Below are 26,542 nucleotides of genomic sequence, written 5' to 3' on the forward strand. Positions count from 1 at the left end.
TCTCTGTTTTACTGGTTTATTTTGAATTTTCTGCGGTATTCCAGGGGCGAGAATCCTGTGTTCTCCCGGAACATTTTTGTGAAATAGGAGAAATTGCTGTAACCCACATAAATGGATACGGTATTGATGGGCAGACTGCTCCGGGTCAGCATATTTTTTGCCTCCTCCACCCGTTTCTGCATCAGATAGGCACTGATGGAAATACCGGCCTCTTTTTTGAAGATTCTGGACATATAATCTACATTCAGATATACAAGCTCTGCCAGAGTCTCCCTTCTGATGTCCTGCTGGTAATGTGTGTCGATGTATTCTTTTAGCTGGTCTGCCACAGATTCACTTTTGTTGATATATTTCGTATATTCCACGGCAGCAGTCACCAGATGGGAGGCAAACTGCATGGCGCCATCCACACTCTCCAGGGCCTCCTGGTAATACTGTTCGTTCTCACTTCCGGCAAACAGCAGATGGGCCTTGATCTCCCTTGCGGCAAGCCAGGAATACGTTATCTGGGTAATGTCCATGCGGAAGCTTTTCAAAATGTCACGCGTGATCAGTTCACGCTCCGCAAGCTCTGTGAGATACTGCCGCATGCTGTTGATCAGAGCTTCCGGTTTCTGCTCGCCGAGAAGGGTCTCCCACACCGTGCGCTGTTTATTCTGATAGGCAATGCAGGGCTGTCGGAAATCGGACAGATACAGGACTTTATCCCACACGGTCAGACTGTTGTCCCGCATCTCCTGCAGTTGGGCAAGGCAGTCCGCCAGATCACCGATCCCGGCGCTGCTGCCGGCTCCGCACCAGATATCCATCTGCATGCGCTCCCTCAGCAGATTCCGGAAGGAGGAAAATACACCTTCCTCACTGAGCCGCTCCAGGTTCCCTGCAGTGCCCCGGCATATGACCGTATAGCTGTCTTTCCGGCAGGGCAGGACAGTTTCCACAGCCACCTGATATTCCTCAGCCAATTCCCCCAGAATATTTTTTATGATAAATAAAAGAATATTTTCATCCCAGTGCTCTCTTTTTTCTCTTCCCCCTCTGCCGGACAGGTGCAGGAGCACAGCCAGAAATCTGTCCTCCGGTTTATGATCCAGATGTCTTTTGCTGATTTCCTCCTCTATGGCGGATTGTTTTATCCTGCCGGTGAGCAGTTCAGACCAGAAGTTTTTCAGAAGGATTTCCCTGTTCTGCTCCCAGATTCTGCTCTCCTGACGATAAGCCTCGTAATTTAGCGCAGCCTTTACCCTGTCAGACGCTTTCTGAATGGCAGCGGTGAGTTTTTCAAAGTCTATGGGCTTCAGCAGATAATCCACACTGTCCAGGGCAATGGCACGGCGCGCAAAATCAAACTCTGCATAGCTGGTAAGAAATATAGCCTGTACCTCATACGCTTCTTTGCGCACCCATTCCATAAAATCAAAGCCGCTGCCTTTCGGCATGACAATATCACTCACGATCACATGGATAGGCATAAGTCCCATGACCGTCTGTGCCTGCTGCATGGAGGATGCCGTATAAATCTGCCCTATATCCAGCAGTTCCCAATCTACATTTTTCTTGATACTCTCTATCACATATTCCTCATCGTCCACCAATAACAGATTCATAAGTACCTCCCTGAACGGTTTTGTCTGCCTCCTTCTTCCCATGCTCCCGGAACGGGATATGGATATCCACTATGGCACCCTGCAGGGGACTGTTGTCAAAATTGATCTCCCCCTGTCCGCCGTAGTAGTAATGAAAACGCTTCAGGCAGTTTTCAATCCCCACATGTCTGCCGTTCTCGCTGATTCCCTTCCCCTGCCTAAGCCTTTCCAAAACATGCTTTGGAAATCCCTTTCCGGTGTCAGAGATATACAGATTGATATATTTCCCATCTTCCCTGTCCTCCGGAAATGCTGTAACTGAGATCAATATCTTCTCTTCCAGTGTCAGTGCATGCTTCGCCGCGTTCTCCACAAAGACCTGCAGCATGAAGGGAAATATCTCCCCGTTTTCGACCTCCTTATCGATCTCAATATAGTATTCAAAGCTGTCCGGATAGCGCAGAAGCAGTATTTTCAGATAGTCTTCGCAGTGCGCTGTCTCTGCCTTGACAGGCACCAGACCACTGGTGCTGCGAAATACATACTGGAGATAATCTGAGGTAGTCTTTGTCATCTTCTGCGCATTGCCGTACTGCTTGAAATCAATCATGCTGTATATAAAATTCAGACAGTTCAGATAAAAATGAGGGCGTATCTGCAGCTTCAGATAATCCATCTCTATCTTCTGCTTCTCTAATTCCTGCTCATACAGGGTGATCTTCAGGCGTCGGATCTGATGTATCATTCTTTTAAACTTGCCGTCAATCTGCTCCAGCTCCATCAGGTTGTTTTCCGTGATGTGGAAGGTATAATCATCGTCATCGTATTTTGTCAGATTATCCGTAAATTCCCTCACCGGCTCCAGCAGATACTTTTTCAGGTATAAAAGGATCGCGGCTCCGGCCAGGACCAGTGCTGCTGCCAGGACTAAAAGGAATCCCAGACTGCCCATCATGACGCCCAGTATCTTGTCCCCTGATATCTTCATCTGAATGGTAAAGGGTGCCTGTTTCAGATTTTTGCTGAGTGAGTATCCGCTGTTTGCCTCCCTAAAATCCAGCTCCTGTTCTATGCCTTTGCTGGTGATCTGACCCGCCACCCGGTTCCTGGCATCCACCAGGCGCACATATCCGTCATCGCCTACGATGGTGTCAGTGAAAGGCTCCAGAATACTTTTTACATTCACAAAACAGCCCATGTAAACATCCTGGTTCTGGGCTATTTTACAGATATAGTTTTCCTCGCCGCAGTCCATTTGGTTCCACTTTTTCTTGACCGAGTAGGAAGTGTCTGCAATGAGTCCCAGCTGGTTTCTCACTGCGTCTTCCAGGTCTTTATCAATATCATATCCCACCCCTGTCATGGTGAGCATGGTAAACATATCATTTTTCTTCAAATACAGGAAAAAGTGGTATTCTGTGCCATACTCCCACGCATAGGAGAGACAGATTCTCCGCAGGTTACTGACTGCATTATTTATTTTTACGGGGTCTCCGGAATGCTCCATGGTCTCAATATAGTCCCCCAATACAGAATACCCCTGATTCTTCTCCATAATATTGGAAAACAGGCTCCGGCTGATCCGCAGGAAACGGTTGTCCAATTCATCGGTATAGAGCTTTGACATTTCGTCCATCTCCTGTATGGCCTGCTTTCTGGTTCTTTCAAGCAGCATGGCGCTGACGCCCGCGTACACAGCCAGCACCACCATGAGAATAATAAGGATGGCCTTCATCTGCTGGGCCATATTTTTTTGTTTTCTGTATTTCGGAACTTTCCTCATGCGTTTTTTACCCTTTCACTGCCCCCAGAGTGATTCCCTCCGAGAAATATTTTTGAAGGAATGGATACACAATAAACAGCGGCAGCATGGCTATGAACGCAATGGCCATTCGGATGGATGTGGTGGGAAGCTTGGCGACCTCCGCGCCGATATTCCCCACAACTTTGCCGCTTGCCAGGTATTGGATATCCGTGATCATCTGGTTCAGAAGGTTCTGTATGCCGAACAGCTTCTGTCCCTGGTTTCCTGATAAATAGTATAAACCATTGGTCCAGTCGTTCCAATAGGCAAGTCCGGAAAAGAGTCCCATGGTCACAAGGATCGGCTTGCCCAGAGGCAGCACCACACTGGTAAATATCTTCATATGCCCTGCCCCGTCTATCTTGGCAGCTTCAAACAGGGCATCCGGTATGCTTGTAATGAAATAACTCCGTATCATCAGCACATTGTTGGCGCTCAGAAGAAGGTTGGGAAGAAGAAGCGCAAAAATCGTATTTTTAATATGCAGGTAATTCACATACATCAGATATGTAGGTACCAGGCCGCCATTGAAAAGCATGGTAAAAAATACGAAAAAGGTCAGTGCCCTTCTGTGGGGAAGGGTCTTAATGGTCAGCGGGTAAGCCATCAGCGCTGACAGACTGATATTCAGTATAGTGCCCACGACCGTCACAAATATGGTGATCCCATACGCGCGCAGTATTTTTTCTCCCTGCTTGATAATATACTGGTAAGCGTAAAGACTTAATTTCTCAGGAAAAAATGAGTAGCCGTTGCGAATCAGTGTATTTTCATCTGTGACGGAAGAAATGAACACCAGTACAAAAGGCAGTATAATGACCAATGTCATAAGAATCAGAATTATATTGATGAAAAACTGATACCGTTTTTCTTTTGCTGAATTTTTCATTTCTCTCCTCCTAAAACAATGCCTGTTCTTTATCTACTTTTCTCACGACCCAATTGCTCAGCATAACAATGGCAAATCCCACAATGGACTGGTACACGCCTGCCGCGGATGACATACTGATATTTCCCCGCTCAATGAGCGCTCTGTACACATAGGTGTCGATCACATTGGTCGTCGGAAAGAGAACCCCGGAATTCATAGGCACCTGATAAAACAGGCCGAAATCTGAATAGAAAATACGTCCGATATTTAACAGAAGCAGAGTGATAATGGTGGGTACCAGACTTGGCAGGGTGATTTTTGTGATCTGCTGCCATTTTGTTGCGCCGTCCAGGCTGGCTGCCTCATAGTAGGACGGGTCAATGCCGATAATAGAGGCAATATAGATCAGGCATCCGTACCCAACGCCCTTCCAGCAGTTAGCAAATACCAGGATAAACGGCCAGTATTTAGGCTGCTGATACCACTGCACCGGTTCTTTTCCCAGGGCGCTTAAAATGGTGTTGTTTATCAAGCCGTTCTCGGAACTGAGCAGTGCATAAACAATGTAGCTCAGTATTACCATGGACATGAGGAAAGGCAGCAAAATGGCGCTCTGGTAGAGCTTTTTCATTTTATTGTTCCGCACTTCACAGATCAATATGGCTACCGCAATACCTACTATCATATTTACGGCAATGAAGGCCACATTATAAAGCAGTGTATTTCTGGTAATGATCCAGGCATCCTTTGACTGGAATAAAAACTTGAAGTTATCCAGTCCGCACCAGGGACTTGCAAATATGCCTTTTGCAAAATTCAGCTTTTTAAAGGCAATCACAATTCCACCCATGGGAATATAGTTGTTGATCAGCAGGTACAAAAGTCCCGGCAGCATCATCAGGTATAGGGGCCAGTGTTGCTTGTAGACACTGAGCCTGGATTTTTTCTTCATATTTCTCCTCCTCTGTCTTATGAATGGTTTCTTTCCGGCAAAAAGGCTGCCGCGCTAAGAGCTTTTTCTGTTTCCTAGAGCGACAGCCTGCTGTCAAAAATGATCCTGTCTATTTATTGTTGACGGGCAGAGAATAAACAGTAACTATTTATTCTCTTCCAGCCATTTGTCAAACTGTTCCTGTTTTGCCTGGATGATCTCGTCAATTCCGGCTGCCTGAAGAGCATCCAAAAACTCCGGCAGATACGTTTCAGGGTCAGCAGAACCGCTGTTCAGTGAACCGGTATACTGTTTTACAACATTGGCCAGCGCCGCTACCTGACTCTCATACTGGGTGTTGTCAAAGCAGAAGCCGACTGCCTTTGACTCTTTTGCGGAATCGTTGAATTCCTCCATCTTCTCCCAAAGCTGCGGGTCAGAGCCTGTCCACTTATGTGCGATGAACTGGTTCGGCAGCTCCCAGCCCAGATTCAGGCTGTATCCCACATTGTCAGCGGTGATGCCCTCCGGGTAGTTGATGATGCCGTTCTCCTCATCCTCTATGACATAATCCACACCTTCCTCACCCCAGTTCAGCAGATTCATGATCTCAGGGCTTCCATAGATGTAATCCAGAGTTTCCATGGTCTTTTCCGGATTCTCTGAGTTCTGTGCAATGGAATAGATAATACCGTTGTAGGTCTGGCAGTTTTTGATCGGATAGTCCCTGAACGGAACGATCTCAAAATCATATCCGGTTGAGCTTTTGAATTCCACAGGAGTTCCCGGATGATAGGCAAAAAACAGAGAAAACAGATTGCCTGCCTTGCAGACGGTACGCCAGTTTTCTGTATCTGTTCCGGCGTCCTTGCTGATATATCCCTTCTGATACCAGTCATAGAGCATCGTGGTGGTATCCTTATACCAATCACTGGCGAAGAAATTGGTGATGGTGGTGTCATTTTCCTGATCCATGAGTACGCCCAGGAAATTGGCATCTGACAAGGGGTCCCCTCCGAACAGCCTTGTCAGCGGCGTATCCCCCTCATTGATGGAAAACAGCATGGTCATGTCCGGCTCCCCTGCTTTGACTGTCTCAAAAACAGATTCCATATCTTTTGGTTCTTTGATGGCAGATGTATCTATACCGTACTTCTCCACCAGGTCTTTTCTCATGAAGACAGCAGGGATACTTCCTCTTTCAATCTGGTTTGGTACGCCGTACAGAAAACCATCCACTGTATTGCTGTTCAGTACATCTTCGCCGTAAATTTCCTTCAGGTTCTTACCGTATTTGTCCACCAGTTCTGACATATCCATGATCTGTCCGCTGTGCATGTACTGGATAGCATTTGTGGCATTTGTATAAAAGCAGTCGATTTTTTCATCTCCTGCCAGCATGAGCTGGAGCTGCTGCGCGGCGCTGGCCCAGGGAAGCACCACGATGTCCAGATTGGCATTCACTTCCTTTTCCAGAATCTCATTGATCTTTTCCTCGATCCGCTCTTCGTCGGCGGGCTGGCTTCCCTGCAGTACCATGGTCACGGTATAAGGTTCCTTTCCGCCTTCCCCTGATGCTGTCTCCTTGCCCTCACTGCCGCTTCCGCCGCAGGCTGCCAGTGACAATACCATGGCTGCTGTGAGTATGGCAGCTGCTATCTTTTTCTTCATGTGATTTCCTCCTTCATTTCTGTTCCTTTGATACGTCTATCTTATTCTTTTCCCTGTTTCTTTTCTATAACTGGTCTGACTTAAAAATATCACTCATTTGACTCCTCCGCGCGTCCGAGGACATAAAAAAGCCTGTATACCCCATTTGTGTCACATGGTATACAGGCTTTTTCCTGTTTCAGTCCACACCCGTACTTTCACGGAGTGCGGCATAGCTTATATTGCTGTAACTGTTCAGTCAGGTCTGCGCATTTACTGCGCTGACCGTGCAAAAGAGTAGTGGCGGCAGGTATTCGCCCCATCGCGAAGCGATTTTTAATGGGCGAATACCCGTAACGATTCAGCTGGCTGAATCGTTACATATTGCTAAATAAACTGATTTACATTTTCATCATAGGCGTAATCAATGGCGCCCAGCTTTTTCTCCAGTTCTTTTCTGTCAAGCTGCAGATCTTCGCACATGTCATCCAGAGAGGAATAGAAATCCCTCAGCTTCATGTTTGCAAAGCTTAAAAGCATCACCGGATCTTTTGGTATCATAATCTCTCTCACCTCTTATGCCCTGCGGGCTGTAAGTTCACCATTTTCCACATCAATGACAATGGTGTCCTCTGTTCCCACATTGCCGGAGAGAATGAGTTTTGCAGTCAGTGTCTCCACGTATTTCTGCAGGTAACGTTTCAGAGGACGCGCACCATAGATGGGGTCGTATCCGCCCTCAATAATATAATCTTTTGCGGCATCTGTCAAGCGTAAAGACAGCTCCTGGTCTTTCAGCCTGCGGTTCAGATCCTCCACAAGCAGGTCCACAATACCGCCGATGTTCTCCTTGGTAAGCGGCTTGAACATGATGATCTCATCCAGACGGTTTAGGAATTCCGGACGGAAGTGTGCCCGCAGATCCCTGTCAACCATATCTCTGGCTTCCTGGCTGATCTCCCCGTTTGGCTCAATGCCGTCCAGCAGATAGGTGGAGCCCAGATTGGATGTCATGATCAGGATGGTATTCTTAAAGTCAACGGTACGTCCCTGGGAATCTGTGATACGGCCGTCATCCAGCACCTGAAGCAGGACGTTGAAGACATCCGGGTGTGCCTTTTCAATTTCATCAAACAGAACTACGGAGTAAGGTTTCCTTCTGACAGCCTCTGTGAGCTGTCCGCCCTCCTCGTATCCCACATATCCCGGAGGCGCTCCAATCAGACGTGACACGGAATATTTCTCCATGTACTCACTCATATCAATACGCACCATATTCTGCTCGTCATCAAACAGGGTAGCTGCCAGTGTCTTGGCAAGCTCTGTCTTACCGACACCTGTTGGCCCCAGGAAGAGGAAGGAACCGATTGGTTTTGTGGGGTCCTTGATGCCGGCTTTGGAGCGGATAATGGCATCTGTTACTTTCTGGACACCCTCATCCTGACCGATGACACGCTTGTGCAGTTCATCCTCCAGGCCCAGAATCTTTGTCTTTTCCCCTTCTGTCAGCTTGGCAACAGGGATTCCTGTCCAGCGGGAGATGATTCTGGCGATCTCCTCATCTGTGACACTCTCGTGTACCAGGGATAGATCCTGACTCTTTACTTTTTCCTCTTCCACCTCTAATTGTTTCTGAAGTTTCGGAAGTTCGCCGTACTGCAGCCTTGCCGCTTCATTCAGGTCATAATTTCTCTGAGCAACCTGAATCTGTTTATTCATATCTTCTATCTGCTCGCGCAGTTTGGAAAGCTTTTCCACGGACGCTTTTTCATTGTCCCACTGGGCTTTCTTACCGTTAAATTCGTCGCGCAGCTCTGCCATATCTTTCTGCAGATCCACCAGACGGTCCTGACTGAGACGGTCGTTTTCTTTTTTCAGAGCCGCCTCCTCAATCTCCATCTGCATGATCCTTCTGCGCAGGTCATCCAGTTCTGTCGGCATGGAATCCAGCTCTGTCTTAATAAGCGCACATGCCTCATCCACCAGGTCAATGGCCTTATCCGGCAGGAACCTGTCGGAAATATAACGGTTCGATAAGGTAGCTGCCGCTACCAGGGCACCGTCTGTGATCTTGACGCCATGGAAGACTTCATACCGCTCTTTCAGACCTCTCAGAATAGAGATGGTATCCTCAACTGTCGGCTCATCCACCATAACGGGCTGGAACCGGCGTTCAAGTGCCGCGTCTTTTTCAATATACTGACGGTACTCATCCAGAGTGGTGGCACCGATACAGTGCAGTTCACCTCTGGCCAGCATGGGTTTCAGCATATTGCCTGCATCCATGGCGCCCTCTGTCTTGCCTGCACCTACGATCAGATGAAGCTCGTCGATGAACAGTATGATCTGTCCCTCACTTTTTCTGACTTCCTCCAGTACGGCTTTCAGACGCTCCTCAAATTCACCTCTGTACTTGGCGCCTGCTACCAGCGCGCCCATATCCAGTGCGAAAATCTTCTTATCTTTTAACCCTTCCGGCACATCCCCCTGAACGATTCGCTGCGCCAGGCCCTCCACAGCGGCAGTTTTACCTACGCCGGGTTCACCGATCAATACAGGGTTATTTTTTGTTTTCCTGGACAGGATCCGAATGACATTACGAATCTCTGCATCCCTGCCGATCACCGGGTCAAGCTTCTGCTCCCTGGCTTTTTCCACCAGGTCCTGGCCGTATTTGTTCAGTGTGTCATACGTGGCCTCCGGATTGTCGGTAGTCACCCGCTGGTTGCCCCGTACAGTGCTCAGCGCCTGCAGGAAACGTTCTTTTGTAATCCCATACTCCTGCCAGATTTTTTTCATGGACGGGCTGGGGTTGTTGACTAGTGCCAGAAACAGATGCTCCACAGAGACGTATTCATCTCCCATGGCCTTTGCCTCATCCTCAGCGCTCACCAGGGCTTTGTTCAGATACTGCCCGATATACGGCTGACCGCCGGATACTTTGGTCCGGGCATTCAGTGCCCGCTCCACATTGTTCAGAAAGTGTTCTTTCTGAATTTCCATTTTTTCAATCAGTTTCAGGATCAAGCTGTCCTCCTGATGTAAAAGATTGTATAGTAAATGCTCCTGTTCGACCTCCTGATTGCCGAACTCATAAGCTGTCTTTTCCAAGTCCTGAACTGCCTGAAGTGATTTCTGTGTAAATTTGCTGATGTTCATAAAATCCCTCCATTCCGAGATTTGAGTTCTTTGTTATTTGTTCTAGTGCTAATATAACACTGTTTGTTAGCACTGTCAAGAGGTGAGTGCTAATTTATTGAATTTAATTTTCTGCACCTTTCCTTCCATCTGGCACAGCATCATGGAACTCATAGCCACCCCCAAGATTTTTGTAAACAAGCTGTTATAATGCTTACTCAAGAGCTTTCCAATAACCGGTCTTTTTAGAACCAACTCTTTCCACATATCCATTTTCTTTTAAAAATGTCAAATTATTTTCTACTGCCGTTTCACTAATCCCCAGTATTTGATGCAATTCCCTGGCAGTAATGTTCGGATTATCTCTTATTTCTGTTATGATTCTTTCTCTTCTTGCATTTAATCCTTTTTTATTCCCAACTTTTTTCCCAACCTTATTCCCGTATTTTTTTATTCGCTGAAACGGGATTGTAACAACAATCGAGTTTTCTCTAAAGGTAAATGCTTCCTTCCCATATGTTTCAATAATCTTAGGCACACCACGACCTGATTTTTCACTAATATGAAGCTGAAGAAAGATTTCTGACAGCTTTTCATTTACAGGGATTGATTCTCCCAGGAAAAAGCCTTCCAAAGTCTGCGCCGGTGCCAGTGTTCCTCTTGATAAAATTTCTATTCTATCTGAAAATACAGAAATCATTGGCTCGTTTCCGCTTATCCACAGATTATGCAAAATAGCATTTATGATTGCTTCTCTAAACGCTTTGTTATCGAACAATGGTATTTCCGTACGTTCCACCACACGCTCGCTCTCATCTGTCTGAATCAAATTTAATACATCCGCATATCTTAAAACCTCATCCAAACTGTAGAGCAGACAATTATTTCCAAATTCCCTTACAGAAAATAAATTGGAGCCTTTTGTCTCTCCTTCAAAAATTGATACTCTTAATGGAAAATGTGAATTATCCGAAAGCAACTGTGCCAACAGGTTATATTCTCCATCTTTATTTCTTAATCCGAGGTTTTTTTCAAAGGTTTTCTCATTTAGTACAATCCCTTTTGAACCATAATATCCAAATAATTTTGAAAATGTCAGTTCCTGATATTTCGCCGGTAATGTTTCAATGGTCTCCACTCTTCCGTCCAAAATTTTGAACAATTGGATTTCCCGTTTCGGATAATCTTTCAAATTTGCTTTAGAAGAACCAATACGAATATATCGCTTTTCTTTAAAAGCTGTCGGGATTTCCTGTGCTGCAGGAATCACTAAAACAACAACCCTCTTGTCATTTATAGTTGCTTCCTCAAACGAAAAATTGACGCTTGGAGACAGATTCCTTGCCAAAAAATTTTGGTATGGCTCTTTGTTATGGTCGCAATACTGATTAAATGTTGTACCAACAATTTCATGTGTCTCATCATTAACACCCCACACAAAATATGCCTGAGCCTTATAATGAAATGCTGCTGCATTTGACAAAGCTGATATATATTCCCCCAAGCCTTCCGGCTGAAACCAATTTTCTTTAAATTCAAACCATTCCTGTTCATTGTTATACGCACATAAATCTAAAACCAATTTTTCGACATTCATAAACCATCATCCTTTTCCCAACTTTTATTCCCAACTTTTGTATTATAGCATATTGGGATTAAAGTTGGGAATATTTTGTGCATTTTTCAAAAAATTATTCTTAAAAACTATGAAATTATCACAGCCAAATAGGAATCTATTCTCCCTGCCCCTGCTGTCAAACTCCCGCGTAAATGCGTGGGGAAAGCACTCTGTCATACGGAACAGTGGTCATCACGCAACAAACATCCTTATGGCGAGAAAATGGCTGACCAGCGGATAAGCGAGCTCTTTAACCGCATGAATGGCTCGAAACAGCATCTCCATATCAAATAGCATAGTTGATTTTCATCAGTCAGTTTTCATCTATATGAAATATTATCTTTATTTGGAAATCATCGAAATATATGGTATGCTTAATTAAAAATACAAAAGAGAAACCAGGAGGTACACTATGAAAAAATTTATAGAGGAGTTCAAGTCATTTGCACTCCGCGGCAACGTTATGGACATGGCCGTCGGCGTCATAATCGGCGGCGCTTTTTCCGGGATTGTGACATCTCTGACGGACAATTTTATTAATCCCATTTTGAATTTTCTGACCGGACATGCAAAATATAATGCACAGGATATTGCCGGATTTGCCTCAGCTTTTGTATCTGCTGTGATTAATTTTCTGATCATGGCATTGATTTTATTCTGTCTTATGAAGGGAATCAATAAATTTCTCTCTTTTGGGCAGAAAAAAGAAGAGCCGGCAGCCCCGGCAACAAAGGTATGTCCTTTCTGTAAAAGTGAAATTGCAGTTGATGCTGTGCGGTGCCCTCACTGCACATCTGAACTTTCAGAATAGCAAAGCATGGTTATGGTCCGGCACATGCATGCCATACTTTTTCACAAACCCCATAAGCCTGCACATATTCCAGAAGAAACACACCCGGATATAAAGCGGCCGGACACCACGCTTTCCTGAAACAGATCGACCACATTATACAAATCATAAACCGTCCATGAAAAATGCCATAAGCCCCTTACCGTTACACGCGGCAAGGGGCTTATGGCATTTTTTAAGTTCCATGTTAAAACACTATTCCTGTGTTTCCTCTTCCTCTGTATCATCCGGCAGTGAATTATGTACTGCTGATACGCTCACTACAACGGCCTCCGGATCTGTCATCAGTTCAATATCCTTGTTCTGGCTGATCTCCAGATCCTTTACCCGGAGGGAATCACCGGCCCGCATATTTCCCACATCAACGATTACTTTTTCCACCAATGCTGCCGGAACCGCTTTATATGAAATTTCCTTTAAGATCTCCTGCAGAACTCCTTCTATCACATTTTCATGATTTAATAATACAACCTCAGCAACAGAATGTACTTTTTCATTGCTGATCAAAGCCTGAAAATCAATCTCCTCTACACACCGAGCCATAGCATTGTAATCGATTTCTTTAATCAGCGCATCATAGGTCTGTCCATCTATTTCCAGCATAACCTGTCCGCCTTTTCTTTCCGTCTTGAGGAGCTGCTCCACATCTCTTTTGGCTATCTTTAGCGGAATGGATCCCTGCAGTTCCCGTCCGAACAGGTTTCCTGTGACAAAACCTTCTCTTCTTAATCTCCTTGCTTTCACGTTCATGTTTCTTTTTTCAGCTTTTAAAGTATTCATTTATCTTTTCCTCCGAAAAACCTGATCGCTTAGCATGCCTCGTATGAGGTTGTTTTAAGTATTTCCTTTTGTTACAAGTTCATTATAGCACTACTGCCCAAAAAAGATTCACCAATATTTACAGTCATCAAATATGAATTTTGGTCATTATTAGTTCTCCGGTGTTTTCTAGTATTAAAATTCCAATTCCTTTTCTCTCCCTGGTTATATGCTGCTAAACAACTGCCAGAAGATCCATGTCACCTTGGCCACTTCACATTTTGCTGTCCTATAGAGAGACCCCTTAAAAGCCGTAAAAAACCAGGCAGAGCTACACACCCTGCCTGGTTTCCCGCAAATACTATTTCATCACTTCCTGATACGTGGCATGTCTTTCCAGAGCCTCCGTCATCTCCGCCAGACGGCTTACATCTCCGATCAAAATCACACCGCACAGTCTGTTATTCAGGAAATAGAATTTCTGATACTGCTTTTTCCCCATATCCTTAAACTCAACTGTTTTATAGATCAGATTTGGATTCTTACCATTATCACCTGCCGCGAAAAGCGCAGTCCCCATTCCATGGAAGTTCAGCGCAGCGGATACCGTCTCATATTCCAGATTGTCCCCTGCTGCATTGGCACCTGCAGTCTTGCCCTGTTCCACAGCCTGGCTCCACAGACCATAATTGATGCCTTGATACTGAGCACAGTCACCACACGCATAAATATCTTCTGCGCTGGTTTCCATCCTGGCATTGACCACAACAGAGCGGTCCACTTCAAGACCTGCCTCTTTTGCCACTGCGGTATTGGCCCTCACGCCGCAGGAAACCACCACCATATCAGCCGGGAGCACCTCGCCATCCTCCATACGGATTCCGGAGACAAAATCTTCTCCCTCCAAAGCCGCGATCTTAACGCCGGTACGGATTTCGATATCCTGCGCTTCACTTATCTTTTTCAAAAGCTCGGCTGCCGGTTCATCCAACTGGCGTCCCATGATCACAGGGGCAAGCTCCAGCACTGTCACACGGCATTTTGCTTTCTTCAGTTCCCAGGCAGCCTCCAGGCCAAGCACACCGCCGCCGATCACTGCCACATTTTTCACCTGGGGAAGCACATCCGCAATCTTCTTCGTATCATCCAGCCTGCGGATCGCAAATACGTTCTTCTTCTCCACGCCCTTCATAGGCGGCACAAAACACTCTGCTCCAAGAGCATAGATAAGCTTCGTATATTTCAGCTTCATGCCGTCATCCAGAACCACCTCTTTGCTGTCCGTATCAATCCGCTCCACCCGGCGTCCCAAAATCTGGAATACTCTGTTCTCCTCATACCAGGAAGTCTCGTGCACAGCGATCTGACCGGCATCTAAATCTGCCATAATAGATTTTGTCAGCATGGGCCTGTTATAGGTACTGTAAATTTCATTGGAAATCATGGTAATAGACCCTGTCTTATCCCTCTGCCTGATAGCCTCCGCAGCACTGATACCTGCGGCACCATTTCCAAGAATAAGATAAAAATTCTTTGTGTCCCTGCTAAACTGATTTTCCTCTTCCTCAACAGGTACAAAATGCTCTTTTCCCACTCCGCATACCGGGCATATATCAATGGAGGAATCAAAAATAGCACCGCACACCAGACACTTCACCAGTCTGCTTCTGCCTGACTTCCTCTCATTTTCCTTATTCTGAAGGGTACAGCCGAAATTATAGCCAAAGTCATAGGCATCGATCAAGTCCGCCTCACTGGGTTTAAACCGCACGCGAAAGCCGTCCATCGTCTTCATCCGAAGCTGTTTCAGCCGCTCCATCACATGAGGCACGCCCTCACCGCTCCAGCCATAACTTCCGAACGCACTTGCCAGCTTCTTCCCATGAGTCACGGGATACATGGAAATCAGCAGATCCCAGACAGGCTTCAATGCCTCTCCCAAAATAGTCGGTGTGCCGAACAGGATACCATCTGCAAATCCCAGTTCCTCCAGCACCTTCTCCTGCTCTGCTTCCACCAGATCATAACTGCGCACAGCAATATCCCCGCTGTCCTCCACGCCTTTCGCAATCCGCTCTGCCAGCATTTTTGTATAACCGTAAGCACTCACATAAGGGATAATCACGGTTTTCGTGCTGTTTGGATTCACAACTGTACACCATTCCTCGTAAATGTCATACATCTGTTCAATCTTATCATCCAGCACCGGCCCGTGCCCGGTACAGATCATGGACACATCCAGCTCCCTGACCCTTGCCAGCGCTTTCAGCATATACGGTTTAAACGGACCCAAAATACAGTCAAAATAATACTTTGTCGCCCGCATATATCCTTCCCTGTCTGTCACCCTGCTTGCCAGCACATCCGAAAATCCATAATGGGACCCAAAAGAATCACAAGTCACCAAAATCTGTTCTTCCTCAATATAAGTATACATGGTATCCGGCCAATGCAGATTCGGCACCACAAGGAACCGCAGAGTCTTGTCCCCAATTTTCATGGTCTCATTATCCTTCACCGCAATCCCAGTAAAATCACCATTTACGATCTCTTTCAGGAACCCAAGCGCACAGCCCGTAGCCACGATCTTCAGCCCCGGATTCAGCTTCAGCAGATTCTCAATACTTCCCGCATGGTCCGGTTCCGTATGACTCACAACAAGATAATCAATCTCATCAACTGCCGTTACCTCCTGCACCTTCTCCAAATACTCATCCCAGAATTTCACCTTAGCAGTCTCAAACAAAACCGTCTTATCCCCGGCTTTCAGCACATAAGAGTTATATGTAGTGCCAAACTCTGTATACATTATAATATCAAACACCCGCAAATTTGAATCCACAATCCCAGTCCAATAAAAATTCTTTCTAAGCTCCAATGTTTTCAACTCTTATACCTTCTTTCTCTCTTTATTATCAGTTTTACCCCACAACCCCATTATATTCCAAAACCCTCAAAAAAGATATTCCCATTTTCCATTCCCCTCCCATACTCAAAATATACACCATTTTACTCCACATTAAAACCCCCTATTTTATATCTTTTATTATATCCTTTCTCTTTTATCCTTTCTTTTTTCTTTTCTTTTTTCTTTTCTTTTTCCTTTTCTCCTCCTCCCGCCCTATCATCCCCAGGGGAATCCAAAGCATCCGGGGCCGGCCGGTGTCTGTGTGGGGTGAGCGATGTCTAGTGGAGCGCCGGGGAGATCCACCTGCCCCAGACACTTAATGAGGAGGCCATTGCCGACGAATTTAGTGACTGGGAGCAGGTTAGCTTCCCGGCAAGCGCAACGCTTCGCTCACCCCACACAGACACCGGCCGGCCCCAGATGCTTTGGATTCCCCGTCCCCATGAAAGCCACCCGCCCACATAAACACCCAAAAAAAGGACCCATGCTCCCAAAAAGCATGAGTCCCAAATATGTACTAAATAAAATCAATCTACAATACGTCTAACCGCAATATAAGGCCTATACAACGCATTACTGGAATATTTAATTCCACCCTGCGGATACGGTGCAGAGTTAGATGCATGTACAATACCGCCGTCACCTGTCAGAATGGCAACATGTCCGGAATAAACGATGATATCACCCGCACGTGACTGGGAATAAGAAATTCCGCGTCCGTCTCCCGCCTGTGAATCACTTGTTCTGGAAATGCTGTATCCAAAGTGAGCGAATACCTGCTGTGTAAATCCTGAACAGTCAATACCATTTGTCAGACTGTTGCCGCCATACACATACGGATTACCGATAAACTGGCTTGCGTAAGCAACAACCGCTTCTCCGGTAGCGCTGTATCCGCCGCCGCCCTGTTCCTCTTCTTCCGGCTCATAGGAAGGAGTTTCCGGTTCCGGCACGTTCTCATTATTACCGCCTCCATTATTACTTGGAGTCTCCGGCACGTCCTCATTTTCCACATCGTCATTGTTATTATTATTGTTGTTATTATTGTTATTATTCTGAGGTTTCTGTGTGTTCTGCTGCTCCTGTCTCTGTGCAGCCGCCTCAGCTTCTTTTGCAGCTTTCTCTCTTGCCTTTTTCGCTTCTGCAGCCTGTCTTGCTTCTTCTTCCTGAATCTTCTGCAGCTCTGCATTCTGCTGTTCAATCAGACTTCTGTACTCATCTGCCTGTGCCTGAACATTTGCAATCTGTGTCTCATAATCAGAAGCAACTGCTTTTTTCTCTTCCAGTGCTGTCTCTAAATTAGCCTGCTGGTCTTCCTGAGCCTGTTTCATCTCTTCTAACTCAGCTTTTTCCTGCTCCAGCTGATTGCCCAAATCAGTTACCTGCTGAACAGTGTCTCTCAGCTTCTCCAGCTCGTCCCTGTCAAACTGATACATCTTCTCTGTGTATTCAGCTTTGCTGAGCAGGTCTGTAATGCTGTTGACTTCCAGAAGCATCTGCGCCCATGCGTCACTTCCGCCGTTCTCATACAGATACTGGATTCTTTTCTTCATTGCAGCATACTGCTCATCGCGGTCAGCCTCTGCTTCTGCTAAATCCTCTTTTGTTTCTACAATGGCGTTCTCTTTGTCAGAGATTTCACCCTTCAGTATGTCAATCTGTGCGATAACCTGAACCAGATTCTGATCCAGAGAATCAATTTCTCCAAGTAAATTGTTCTTTTTCTCTTCAAGCTCCGCTTCCTTGCTCTCTGTTGCGGACAGTTTGCTCTGTGTGTTTGCTTTTTCAGCCTGCACTTCGTCTTTTCTTGCAGCTGCCACCGGCATTACCTGTGCTGCGGTCAGTGCAAAAATAAGGCTGAGACAAAGGAATCTCTTTTTCATACTGCTATGTACCTCACTGTTGGTATTTAATATTTGCTATTCTCTAAGTAATATTTCCGAAATAATTTTCACTTCCCGCTTATGATATCACAGATTTATTACACTTGCAAGAGGAAATCCCCTAATTCTTTAAGTTTTTGTTACAAAAATAAATTTTATAGTAATATTTTATAAATTCCTTCCATATATTCCCTGCCCCATAGGGCAAATGGGCTGACATCGCGGTATCACAGCAGATGCGTTCCTTCTATAAATATATAAAAGCCGTGCTTCCACCTCTCGGTGAGGAAGCACGGCTCTGCTATGCATGATATAATACCTGGCTATGTAATTACTCTACAATTCTTCTGATTGCAATATATGGTCTGTACAGCGCATTGCTGGAGTATTTGATTCCACCCTGCGGATACGGTGCAGAATTGGATGCATGTACGATTCCGCCGTCACCTGTCAGGATTGCTACGTGTCCGGAATATACAATGATGTCACCTGCACGGGATTCGGAATAGGAAATTCCGCGGCCTGCGCCAGCCTGGTCATCACTTACACGCGGCAGGCTGTAACCAAAGTGTGAAAATACAGACTGTACAAACCCGGAACAGTCAGCACCGTTTGTCAGGCTTGTTCCGCCCCAAACATAAGGATTGCCGATAAACTGGCTTGCATAATCCACAACTGCCTGTCCTGAAGCGCTGTAACCACTGTCACTGCCCTGCTCCTCTTCGGGTTCCTCATTATCCGGTGTCTCAGGTTCGTCGTAATTCGGAGTATCTGTTTCTTCTGCCGGAGGTGTCACATCATTATTATTGTCTTCCGGCTCTTCTCCGTCATTGTTGTCATTGGTTGCTTCGTTTCCGTTATCTGTATTGTCATTGGTATTGCTGTCATTTGAACTTACGTCTGTGCTGTTCTGGCCGGTGCCCTCTTCCTCAGCATCATCCTTTGCTTTCTGCTCTGCTTCCTGAGCTGCCTTCTCCTGCGCTTTTCTGGCTTCTTCAGCTTTCTTCGCTTCCTCTGCCTGACGTGCTTTCTCTTCCTGGATCTTCTGAAGCTCTGCATTCTGCTGTTCGATCAGGCTTCTGTATTCATCTGCCTGTGCACGCACATTTGCAATCTGTGTCTCATAATCAGAAGCTGTTGCTTTCTTTTCATCAAGAGCACTCTGCAGACTTGCCTGCTGCTGTTCCTGAGCCTGTTTCATCTCTTCCAGTTCTGCTTTTTCCTGGGCGAGCTGATTGCCAAGATCTGTGACTTCCTGAACTGTTTCCTTCATCTTCTTCAGCTCATCTCTGTCATACTGATACATTTTCTCTGTATACTCTGCCTTGCTGAGAAGTCCTGTGATACTGTCAGACTCTAAAAGCATCTGTGCCCATGCATTGGAGCCCCCGTTCTCATACAGGTACTGGATTCTCTTCTTCATATCCTTGTACTGTTTGTCACGGTTTGCTTCCGCTACAGCCAAATCTTCTTTTGTCTGGCCGATGGCACTTTCTTTATCTGTAATCTCACCATTCAGAATATCAATCTGTGCCATAACCTGTACAAGGTTCTGGTCAATGGAGTCGATTTCGTTCAATAACGCGTTTTTCTGGTCTTCCAACTCAGATTCTTTGCTCTCTGCTGCTGATAATTTACTCTGTGTCTCTGCCTTCTCAGCCTGCACGTCATCTTCCCTTGCGGCTGCTACCGGCACAACCTGGGTCATGGCCATTGTAAAAATAAGACTGAGAATAAGAAATCTTTTTTTCATTATTATGTACCTCACTATTCATGTCTGAATCTGTAACTACCTGTAACATTTTTGAAATATTTCTTATCTGTCACCCATAATACCACATAATTATTACAGATGCAAGGGGTAAATTTCCAATTAGTTAAATATTTGTTACAAAATGGCACTTTTTCGTAATAATTAGCGGATACATTTTTAACAACTATGCCTCTACTGCAAGGGAACCGCCGTCCTCTTTTTCCTCAGGCAATACCTTTTTCGGCGTGGAGACCACTTCCTGATTGTAACAGTAGAAAATATCCTCCACCTTCTCTTTCTCCATTTTAGGAGTGACAATGCTTACCACCGGCACTACAACAAATCCGACTACCATAGCAAAGGCCCCTGCATTAATGGGGGATGCAATATAATGTAGGAACAAATTGGATACCGTAATGCCGATTCCTGCTATAAAGCAGACCCATACAGACAGCTTTGTCGTTCTCTTCCAGTAGAGACCGAATAAAAACGGCGCCAAAAATGCTCCTGCCAGCGCTCCCCATGAAATTCCCATGAGCTGAGCGATAAATGTTGGCGGATCAAGGGCAAGTACAACGGAGATTACAATAAATACAACGATCAGTCCACGCATCACACGAAGCTGGTTTTTCTCGCTCATATCCTTTGCCACAGTCCCTTTCAGGAAATCCAGCGTCAGTGTAGAGCTGGATGTCAGAACCAGGGAAGAAAGCGTTGACATGGACGCGGAGAGCACCAGTACGATCACAACACCAATCAAAATATCCGGCAGTGTGGACAGCATATAAGGAACAATACCGTCATAGATCACAGTGCCGTCTGCTTTATATAAGGAGGGGTTATCAAAAAGCCGTCCAAATCCTCCCAGGAAATAGCATCCTCCGGAGATCACAATGGCAAATACAGTGGAAACTACCGTTCCGGTCTGAATCGCCTTCTCATCCTTAATGGCATAGAATTTCTGAACCATCTGCGGAAGCCCCCAGGTGCCAAGGGAGGTCAAGATAACAACTCCCAGAAGATTAATGGGGTCAGGTCCGAAAAATGAGGTAAAGGCACCTGACTGTCCTGCTGTTGCCGGAACATCGCTGGGAATCGACGCAAGCTGTCTCACTGCCTCTGTAAATCCACCCTGGCCGCTTAAGACAGCACCGATCACAGCAGCAATACCGAACAGCATGATAATCCCCTGGATAAAGTCATTGATAGCGGTCGCCATATAACCACCCAGAATCACATACGCCCCGGTCAGGGCAGCCATAACTACCACGCATGCTGCGTACGGTACATCAAAGGCCAGCTCAAACAATCTGGACAGCCCGTTATAAATGGATGCGGTATAAGGTACCAGGAAAATAAATACAATGGCTGATGCCGCAATCCTGAGTGCATTACTGTCAAAACGTTTGCCGAAGAAATCCGGCATGGTGGCCGCATGCAGATGCTTTGTCATGACACGTGTCCTTCGTCCGAGGACTACCCATGCCAAAAGACTTCCGATTATGGCATTGCCTATCCCGATCCACGTACCTGCCAGTCCGTACTTCCATCCAAACTGTCCTGCATAACCTACAAACACAACTGCGGAAAAATAGGATGTTCCATATGCAAATGCCGTAAGCCAGGGGCCTACGCTCCTTCCTCCCAGTACAAATCCCGCCACATTTGTAGCATGTTTTCGGGAATACAGCCCAATACCCACCATAGAGCCGAAAAACAGCAGCAAAAACAGTATCTTAATCTCCATCTTTTTTATTCTCCTTTTTTATTATGATTTCACTTACACTTTAAACCGCAACGGTTTAAACCACTAAAGCAATAATTGTAAAGAAAAAGAGGCGCCGCTTTCCGCTGTGAAAAGCGGACGCTTCTTAATTCTCCTGTATCCAGTTCCTATTTTTTCAGTTCATTCAGTTCTTCTTCCGAGAACATTTTCATGCCCGCATCTTTTAATGTCTGGTAGGTACGTGCCTGGTCTGAGGTTTTCACAACCATAGCACCGCCCTCTTTGCCGGTAACCAGCGCATACATATATTCCAGATTCAACCCTTTTGTACTTAAGGTATCCAGAATCTGGCTCAGCGCGCCTACCTCCTGCTGCAGTTCTACTACAAGCACAGGTGTCAGCACTGCCGTATACCCTTTTTCCAGCAGTACCTGTTTGGCTCTGGCAGAATCAGACACAATCATCCTTGCAATACCATAGTCCGTGGTGTCAGAAAGTCCCAGGGAGATAATATTAATATTTTTCTCCTTGAGCGCATCCGCGATCCCCTTCAGCTTTCCCGGACGATTCTCCAGAAATATGGATAATTGTTCTATAAACATTTATGCTACCTATCCTTTCTCTGCCCTCTGCATTTAAGAAGACAGGGAATTTTAGCTGCTTTTAGTCTTTAGACCCCATACAGCAATTATTTCAACTCATAACCGGTCAGAAATGCCTTTTTGTTCATCTCCACTGTCTTAGGCGGAACGGTCTTTTCAATCACATTGAGCCATTCTTCCTTTGAATAGTCCATGTGCTGTGCAGCCACACCCAGTACAATGACATTGAACACCTTGGGATTCCCCAGTTCCTTTGCCACCTTCATGGCATCCACAGCGTAGACTTTGTGGGTCTCGCGAAGGGTATCCAGGATTCCTTCCGGATACTCCGCAACGCCTGTCACAACTGTGATCGGGTCAATTCTCTGGTCGTTGACAATGATAACACCGTCTTTTTTCAGGAACTGACGGTAACGCAGTGCCTCCAGCCTTTCAAACGCGATCAGAACATCCGCCTGACCTTCCTCCACGATTGGCTCCTGTACTTTTTCTCCATAGCGGACAAAGGTAACTACACTTCCGCCCCTCTGCGCCATTCCATGTACCTCGGAAAGCTTTACATCATAACCGCCTTCCACGGCGAGTCCTCCTAAAATACGGCTGGTGAGAAGTGTTCCCTGACCGCCGACTCCCACTATCATAATATTTCTCGTTGCCATTACACTTCTACCTCCTCTATTGCATCAGCAGGACAGAGCTGTTTACAGAGTCCGCAGCCGTTGCACATGGTATCATCAATGGAAATCGTTCCATCTTCATTCTTGGTAAGAGCCGGACATCCCGGTCTTAAACAAAGCCCGCATTTTTTACATTTCTCTGAAACCGGTCTGCATTTTGTCTTAAATACATTGGTCTTTAACAATGCGCATGGTGCCTGGGCAATAATCACGGATACAGCATCTCTTGCCACTTCCTCCCTGATCGTCTTTTCCAGTTCCTTAATATCAAAGGCATTCACCACATTGACATGCTCAATACCGATGGCTTTGCAGAGTTTGTAGATATCAATGGCCGGAACCACCTGGCCTTTCAGGGTTTTGCCGGTTGCGGCATGGTCCTGGTGGCCCGTCATACCTGTGGTGGAGTTATCAAGAATAATAACCGTTCCGGTAGCCTGGTTGTAAACCATGTTCATCAGGGAGTTCACACCTGTATGCATGAAAGTGGAATCTCCGATGACAGCCACCCAGTCCTTGACATATTCTTTGCCTCTGGCCTTCTCCATACCGTGCAGGGAACTGATGGATGCTCCCATACAGATCGTGGTGTCCACAACACTCAGCGGAGCAACTGCGCCCAGAGTGTAACATCCGATATCACCGGCTGCATGAATCTTCATTTTCTTCAGAACAGAGTAAACGCTTCTGTGCGGACATCCCGGACAGAGGATCGGCGGACGTGCCGGTACCGGCGCCGGTGCTGCAGCCTCAATCTCCTCGCCCAGCACTCTGCGGCGAATCATATTGGCACTGTATTCACCCTGCAGAGTAAATACATCTTTTCCTGAACATGGGATTCCCCAGGATTTGATCTGCTCCTCAAATACAGGCTCCAGTTCCTCAAATATGTAAAGCTTATCAACTTTAGAGGCAAATTCTTCAATGAGCTTTCTCGGCAGCGGATGTACCATACCTAATTTCAGTACGCTGGCGTTGGGCATTGCTTCCTTTACATAATTATACGGAATACCGCTGGTAATGAAACCAATGGACGTGTCATTATACTCTGCTTTATTGATTTCCAGGCTGTTGGCATCTTCGGCCAGCTTCTTCATTCTCTCTTCCACAACCGGATGGCGTCTGATGGCATTGCCCGGCATCATGACATACTTCTGGAACTTGCGCTCATAAGGAGTGTCTTCTCTCTCCACTCTGTCCTCCAGCTCCACGATACCCTGGGAATGTGCCAGACGTGTTGTTGTCCTTACAAATACCGGCGTATCATATTTTTCACTGATGTCATAAGCCAGCTTTACAAAATCTTTTGCATCCTGGGAATCTGACGGCTCCAGTACCGGAACCTGCGCTGCCCTTGCAACCGCTCTGGTATCCTGCTCATTCTGGGAACTGTACATTCCGGGATCATCTGCCACAACCAGGACCAGACCGCCGGTCACACCTGTGTATGCCGCTGTATAGAGCGGATCTGCTGCCACATTCAGACCTACATGCTTCATGGATGCCAGAGCACGCACACCGCTGATGGACGCACCGATTGCCACCTCTGTTGCCACTTTTTCATTGGGGGCCCACTCTGCATAAATTTCCTTATATTTTACAATGTTCTCACTGATCTCTGTGCTTGGTGTTCCCGGATATGCTGCAGAAACCTTTACCCCTGCCTCCCAGGCACCTCTTGCAATGGCTTCGTTGCCAAGCATGATTTTCTTTTCGCCCACGTCTCCTACCTTCTTTCTGTAATTATGGTAACGATGCAGTCAATGGAATCGTTACTGATATTGTAAAACTAATTCTTTCTTAAATCAATCACACGTTTCGCTTTTCCCTCAAAACGTTGTATAGAATTCGGTGATACCAGAGAAACCTTTATATCCAGTCCCAGAACCACACGGATCTTGGACTTGATCTTCTTCTCCAGCTCCTGGAGCGCTGCATAGGAGTCCATCATATAATCAGATAGGACTTCCACACGGATTTCCAGGGTGTCGCTGTGGTTCTTTCTGTCCACCACGATCTCATAGTGCGGTCCGCACTCCTCAATCCCCAGGAGCACTTCCTCGATCTGACTCGGGAATACGTTGACCCCGCGGATTTTCAGCATATCATCTGTTCTTCCAAGCAGATTCTCCATCCGCACAGTGGTTCTGCCGCATTTACAGGGCTCGTACATCAGCCTTGTGATATCCTTGGTGCGGTAACGGATCAGCGGCAGCGCTTCCTTGGATATACAGGTGATGACCAGCTCCCCCTTCTCTCCCGGAGGGAGAACCTCACCGGTTCTCGGATCAATGATTTCAGGTATAAAATGGTCCTCATTGATATGCATGCCGTTTAACTCCAGGCATTCTCCGGAGACTCCGGGTCCCATCAATTCGCTCATACCGTAATTCTGTGTAATATTCATATGATCGCCCCAGGCTTTGTACATCTCCTGGCGCATGGCTTCTGTCATCAGCTCACTTCCCACCAGCGCTGTCCTCATGCTCAGATCACACTGAGGGTGTATGCCCATCTGCTCCGCAACCTCTGCAATGCGCAGCGCATAGGAAGGTGTTGCGATCAGCAGGGTTGTACCGAAATCCTTCATAAACATAAGCTGCTTCTCTGTATTTCCTGTTGAGGAGGGAACAATAGCAGCCCCAAGCCTCTCCAGTCCGTAGTGAAGTCCAAGCGCTCCGGTAAACATACCGTATCCGAAACAAATCTGCGCAATCTCGTCAGGCTGCGCTCCGCCCATACACGCAATACGACAAACGCACTCTGACCAGACATCCAGATCCTTTCTGGTATACCCAACCACAGTGGGCTTTCCTGTTGTTCCGCTTGATGCGTGAATACGAATCAAATCCTTCTTTGACACTGCGAACAGCCCAAACGGATAATTATCCCTCATGTCCTGCTTTGTTGTAAACGGCAGGTTATGTAAGTCTTCAAGACCTCTGATATCTTCCGGCTTCAGGCCCGCCTCATCCATTTTCTTCCGGTAAGGCTCGACTGTATGATAGACCCGCTCCACCGTCTCTCTGAGGCGTGCAGTCTGAATTTCCTTGATCTCCTCCCGGGATAATGTCTCTTCTTTTGCCCAAATCATAACTTTCTTCCCTTCATTTCCCAGCCCTTATCCGTTTCAGGGAAACATATGCCCTTTCCCGCGGGGACTGTCTGTGCTTCCTATATTAACATATTTATCACGTCAAAGCAATGAAGTACAGGGATTTTCTTGGGATAATTTCGTTATTTTTTGCAGATTTTTCTTGCTCACCCTGTATTTTATGTTAGAATGGAAAAGACGAGAATGTGTTAATCACAATTTTTAGAACAATAGTACAAATGAAACGGAGATAAGTATGAAAAACAAACTGAACGAACTGATTTACACAATTTCCCGCTACACTGAAATTGCCCTGTCAGCAATCATGCTGGTGGTGATCATAGTTCTGATCATACCCATGATCTACAATTTCATAAGCATTCCCCTGCTCAGCATAAAAGCCAGCCAGTTTACTGAATTTCTCGGCAATATCCTGACTCTGATCATCGGGGTGGAATTTGTAAAGATGCTGGCAAAACATACGGCGGAAAACCTGCTGGAGGTGCTCATGTTTGCCATTGCCAGACAGATGATCGTGGAACATCTCAACATGATCGATACTTTGATAGGAATCATATCCATAGCTATCATCTTCTTCATCCGCAAATATCTGCTGCTCAAAACTACTGACAACAAAGCCAAAGTATACGATAAATTGTAAAAGGACAGCCGCACTGCATTTATGCTTTGCG

The 26,542-nt window shown here is 46.1% G+C and carries 20 protein-coding genes; 2 read left to right on the plus strand and 18 right to left on the minus strand.

Annotated elements, in window-relative coordinates:
- Nucleotides 1–8: 8 nt before the first annotated feature.
- The 8 genes from MUB35_RS15830 to MUB35_RS15865 all read right to left on the minus strand — a co-directional run bounded on the left by MUB35_RS15830 (nucleotide 9) and on the right by MUB35_RS15865 (nucleotide 11,577).
- On the minus strand, nucleotides 9–1,607 hold the full coding sequence (locus tag MUB35_RS15830) for a response regulator transcription factor (RefSeq protein ID WP_158587224.1): 1,599 nt from the start codon (nucleotides 1,605–1,607) through the stop codon (nucleotides 9–11).
- Nucleotides 1,582–3,369, minus strand: a complete 1,788-nt coding sequence (locus MUB35_RS15835) for a sensor histidine kinase (protein WP_103732422.1) — start codon at nucleotides 3,367–3,369, stop codon at nucleotides 1,582–1,584. The genes MUB35_RS15830 and MUB35_RS15835 overlap by 26 nt, the downstream gene beginning before the upstream one ends.
- 7 nt (nucleotides 3,370–3,376) lie before the next feature.
- On the minus strand, nucleotides 3,377–4,279 hold the full coding sequence (locus MUB35_RS15840; RefSeq protein WP_033139191.1) for a carbohydrate ABC transporter permease: 903 nt from the start codon (nucleotides 4,277–4,279) through the stop codon (nucleotides 3,377–3,379).
- Nucleotides 4,280–4,289: 10 nt separating this feature from the next.
- Entirely contained in the window at nucleotides 4,290–5,213 is a 924-nt protein-coding gene (locus MUB35_RS15845; protein ID WP_033139190.1) for an ABC transporter permease, read from the minus strand.
- A gap of 144 nt (nucleotides 5,214–5,357) precedes the next feature.
- Complete coding sequence (locus MUB35_RS15850) at nucleotides 5,358–6,863, minus strand: ABC transporter substrate-binding protein (RefSeq protein WP_103732423.1); 1,506 nt, start codon at nucleotides 6,861–6,863, stop codon at nucleotides 5,358–5,360.
- A 366-nt stretch (nucleotides 6,864–7,229) separates the two neighbouring features.
- Complete coding sequence (locus tag MUB35_RS15855; protein ID WP_081960325.1) at nucleotides 7,230–7,403, minus strand: DUF4250 domain-containing protein; 174 nt, start codon at nucleotides 7,401–7,403, stop codon at nucleotides 7,230–7,232.
- A 15-nt stretch (nucleotides 7,404–7,418) separates the two neighbouring features.
- Entirely contained in the window at nucleotides 7,419–10,001 is a 2,583-nt protein-coding gene (gene clpB / locus MUB35_RS15860) for an ATP-dependent chaperone ClpB (RefSeq protein WP_033141394.1), read from the minus strand.
- Nucleotides 10,002–10,194: 193 nt separating this feature from the next.
- The gene (locus MUB35_RS15865; protein WP_227245489.1) at nucleotides 10,195–11,577 is read right to left on the minus strand and encodes an RNA-binding domain-containing protein; all 1,383 of its coding nucleotides are present in this window, start codon (nucleotides 11,575–11,577) and stop codon (nucleotides 10,195–10,197) included.
- 433 nt (nucleotides 11,578–12,010) lie between these two features.
- Here MUB35_RS15865 and mscL point away from each other — a divergent pair, with 433 nt between their 5' ends.
- Nucleotides 12,011–12,409: a large conductance mechanosensitive channel protein MscL gene (gene mscL, locus MUB35_RS15870; protein WP_227210975.1), complete on the plus strand. Its 399-nt coding sequence runs from the start codon at nucleotides 12,011–12,013 to the stop codon at nucleotides 12,407–12,409.
- Between the two features lie 234 nt (nucleotides 12,410–12,643).
- Here mscL and MUB35_RS15875 read toward each other — a convergent pair whose 3' ends face one another.
- The 10 genes from MUB35_RS15875 to MUB35_RS15915 form a co-directional block, all read right to left on the minus strand.
- Nucleotides 12,644–13,228: a 50S ribosomal protein L25 gene (locus tag MUB35_RS15875; protein ID WP_054351991.1), complete on the minus strand. Its 585-nt coding sequence runs from the start codon at nucleotides 13,226–13,228 to the stop codon at nucleotides 12,644–12,646.
- Nucleotides 13,229–13,568: 340 nt separating this feature from the next.
- Entirely contained in the window at nucleotides 13,569–16,094 is a 2,526-nt protein-coding gene (locus MUB35_RS15880; protein WP_103732782.1) for an FAD-dependent oxidoreductase, read from the minus strand.
- A gap of 122 nt (nucleotides 16,095–16,216) precedes the next feature.
- Nucleotides 16,217–16,351 (minus strand): hypothetical protein, encoded by a 135-nt coding sequence (locus MUB35_RS30480; RefSeq protein WP_255785803.1) that lies wholly within the window; start codon nucleotides 16,349–16,351, stop codon nucleotides 16,217–16,219.
- A gap of 291 nt (nucleotides 16,352–16,642) precedes the next feature.
- Nucleotides 16,643–17,998, minus strand: coding sequence for a C40 family peptidase (locus MUB35_RS15885; protein WP_118593794.1), 1,356 nt, complete (start codon nucleotides 17,996–17,998; stop codon nucleotides 16,643–16,645).
- A gap of 331 nt (nucleotides 17,999–18,329) precedes the next feature.
- A complete protein-coding gene (locus MUB35_RS15890; RefSeq protein WP_244806479.1) occupies nucleotides 18,330–19,751 on the minus strand; it encodes a C40 family peptidase in 1,422 nt (473 codons plus the stop codon).
- A 184-nt stretch (nucleotides 19,752–19,935) separates the two neighbouring features.
- Complete coding sequence (locus MUB35_RS15895; protein ID WP_244806480.1) at nucleotides 19,936–21,498, minus strand: sodium:solute symporter family protein; 1,563 nt, start codon at nucleotides 21,496–21,498, stop codon at nucleotides 19,936–19,938.
- Nucleotides 21,499–21,644: 146 nt separating this feature from the next.
- A complete protein-coding gene (locus tag MUB35_RS15900; protein WP_033141402.1) occupies nucleotides 21,645–22,079 on the minus strand; it encodes an amino acid-binding protein in 435 nt (144 codons plus the stop codon).
- Nucleotides 22,080–22,165: 86 nt separating this feature from the next.
- Nucleotides 22,166–22,738, minus strand: a complete 573-nt coding sequence (locus tag MUB35_RS15905; RefSeq protein ID WP_033141403.1) for an indolepyruvate oxidoreductase subunit beta — start codon at nucleotides 22,736–22,738, stop codon at nucleotides 22,166–22,168.
- Entirely contained in the window at nucleotides 22,738–24,477 is a 1,740-nt protein-coding gene (gene iorA / locus MUB35_RS15910; RefSeq protein ID WP_033141404.1) for an indolepyruvate ferredoxin oxidoreductase subunit alpha, read from the minus strand. Before iorA ends, MUB35_RS15905 begins: the two co-directional genes overlap by 1 nt.
- A 68-nt stretch (nucleotides 24,478–24,545) precedes the next feature.
- Nucleotides 24,546–25,850: a phenylacetate--CoA ligase family protein gene (locus MUB35_RS15915; RefSeq protein ID WP_244806481.1), complete on the minus strand. Its 1,305-nt coding sequence runs from the start codon at nucleotides 25,848–25,850 to the stop codon at nucleotides 24,546–24,548.
- A 256-nt stretch (nucleotides 25,851–26,106) separates the two neighbouring features.
- Between MUB35_RS15915 and MUB35_RS15920 the strand changes: the two genes are divergently transcribed.
- Nucleotides 26,107–26,511, plus strand: coding sequence for a phosphate-starvation-inducible PsiE family protein (locus MUB35_RS15920; RefSeq protein ID WP_033141406.1), 405 nt, complete (start codon nucleotides 26,107–26,109; stop codon nucleotides 26,509–26,511).
- Nucleotides 26,512–26,542: the final 31 nt, after the last annotated feature.

Origin of the sequence: Blautia sp. NSJ-175 (genome assembly GCF_022867815.1) — a bacterium.
GTDB lineage: Bacteria > Bacillota > Clostridia > Lachnospirales > Lachnospiraceae > Blautia > Blautia celeris.

What these genes read in the sequence shown, in the direction of transcription:
- MUB35_RS15830 (WP_158587224.1), bottom strand. Translation starts at nt 1,607, where the DNA reads ATGAATCTGTTATTGGTGGACGATGAGGAATATGTGATAGAGAGTATC.
- MUB35_RS15835 (WP_103732422.1), bottom strand. Translation starts at nt 3,369, where the DNA reads ATGAGGAAAGTTCCGAAATACAGAAAACAAAAAAATATGGCCCAGCAG.
- MUB35_RS15840 (WP_033139191.1), bottom strand. Translation starts at nt 4,279, where the DNA reads ATGAAAAATTCAGCAAAAGAAAAACGGTATCAGTTTTTCATCAATATA.
- MUB35_RS15845 (WP_033139190.1), bottom strand. Translation starts at nt 5,213, where the DNA reads ATGAAGAAAAAATCCAGGCTCAGTGTCTACAAGCAACACTGGCCCCTA.
- MUB35_RS15850 (WP_103732423.1), bottom strand. Translation starts at nt 6,863, where the DNA reads ATGAAGAAAAAGATAGCAGCTGCCATACTCACAGCAGCCATGGTATTG.
- MUB35_RS15855 (WP_081960325.1), bottom strand. Translation starts at nt 7,403, where the DNA reads ATGATACCAAAAGATCCGGTGATGCTTTTAAGCTTTGCAAACATGAAG.
- clpB (WP_033141394.1), bottom strand. Translation starts at nt 10,001, where the DNA reads ATGAACATCAGCAAATTTACACAGAAATCACTTCAGGCAGTTCAGGAC.
- MUB35_RS15865 (WP_227245489.1), bottom strand. Translation starts at nt 11,577, where the DNA reads ATGAATGTCGAAAAATTGGTTTTAGATTTATGTGCGTATAACAATGAA.
- mscL (WP_227210975.1), top strand. Translation starts at nt 12,011, where the DNA reads ATGAAAAAATTTATAGAGGAGTTCAAGTCATTTGCACTCCGCGGCAAC.
- MUB35_RS15875 (WP_054351991.1), bottom strand. Translation starts at nt 13,228, where the DNA reads ATGAATACTTTAAAAGCTGAAAAAAGAAACATGAACGTGAAAGCAAGG.
- MUB35_RS15885 (WP_118593794.1), bottom strand. Translation starts at nt 17,998, where the DNA reads ATGAAAAAGAGATTCCTTTGTCTCAGCCTTATTTTTGCACTGACCGCA.
- MUB35_RS15890 (WP_244806479.1), bottom strand. Translation starts at nt 19,751, where the DNA reads ATGAAAAAAAGATTTCTTATTCTCAGTCTTATTTTTACAATGGCCATG.
- MUB35_RS15895 (WP_244806480.1), bottom strand. Translation starts at nt 21,498, where the DNA reads ATGGAGATTAAGATACTGTTTTTGCTGCTGTTTTTCGGCTCTATGGTG.
- MUB35_RS15900 (WP_033141402.1), bottom strand. Translation starts at nt 22,079, where the DNA reads ATGTTTATAGAACAATTATCCATATTTCTGGAGAATCGTCCGGGAAAG.
- MUB35_RS15905 (WP_033141403.1), bottom strand. Translation starts at nt 22,738, where the DNA reads ATGGCAACGAGAAATATTATGATAGTGGGAGTCGGCGGTCAGGGAACA.
- MUB35_RS15915 (WP_244806481.1), bottom strand. Translation starts at nt 25,850, where the DNA reads ATGATTTGGGCAAAAGAAGAGACATTATCCCGGGAGGAGATCAAGGAA.
- MUB35_RS15920 (WP_033141406.1), top strand. Translation starts at nt 26,107, where the DNA reads ATGAAAAACAAACTGAACGAACTGATTTACACAATTTCCCGCTACACT.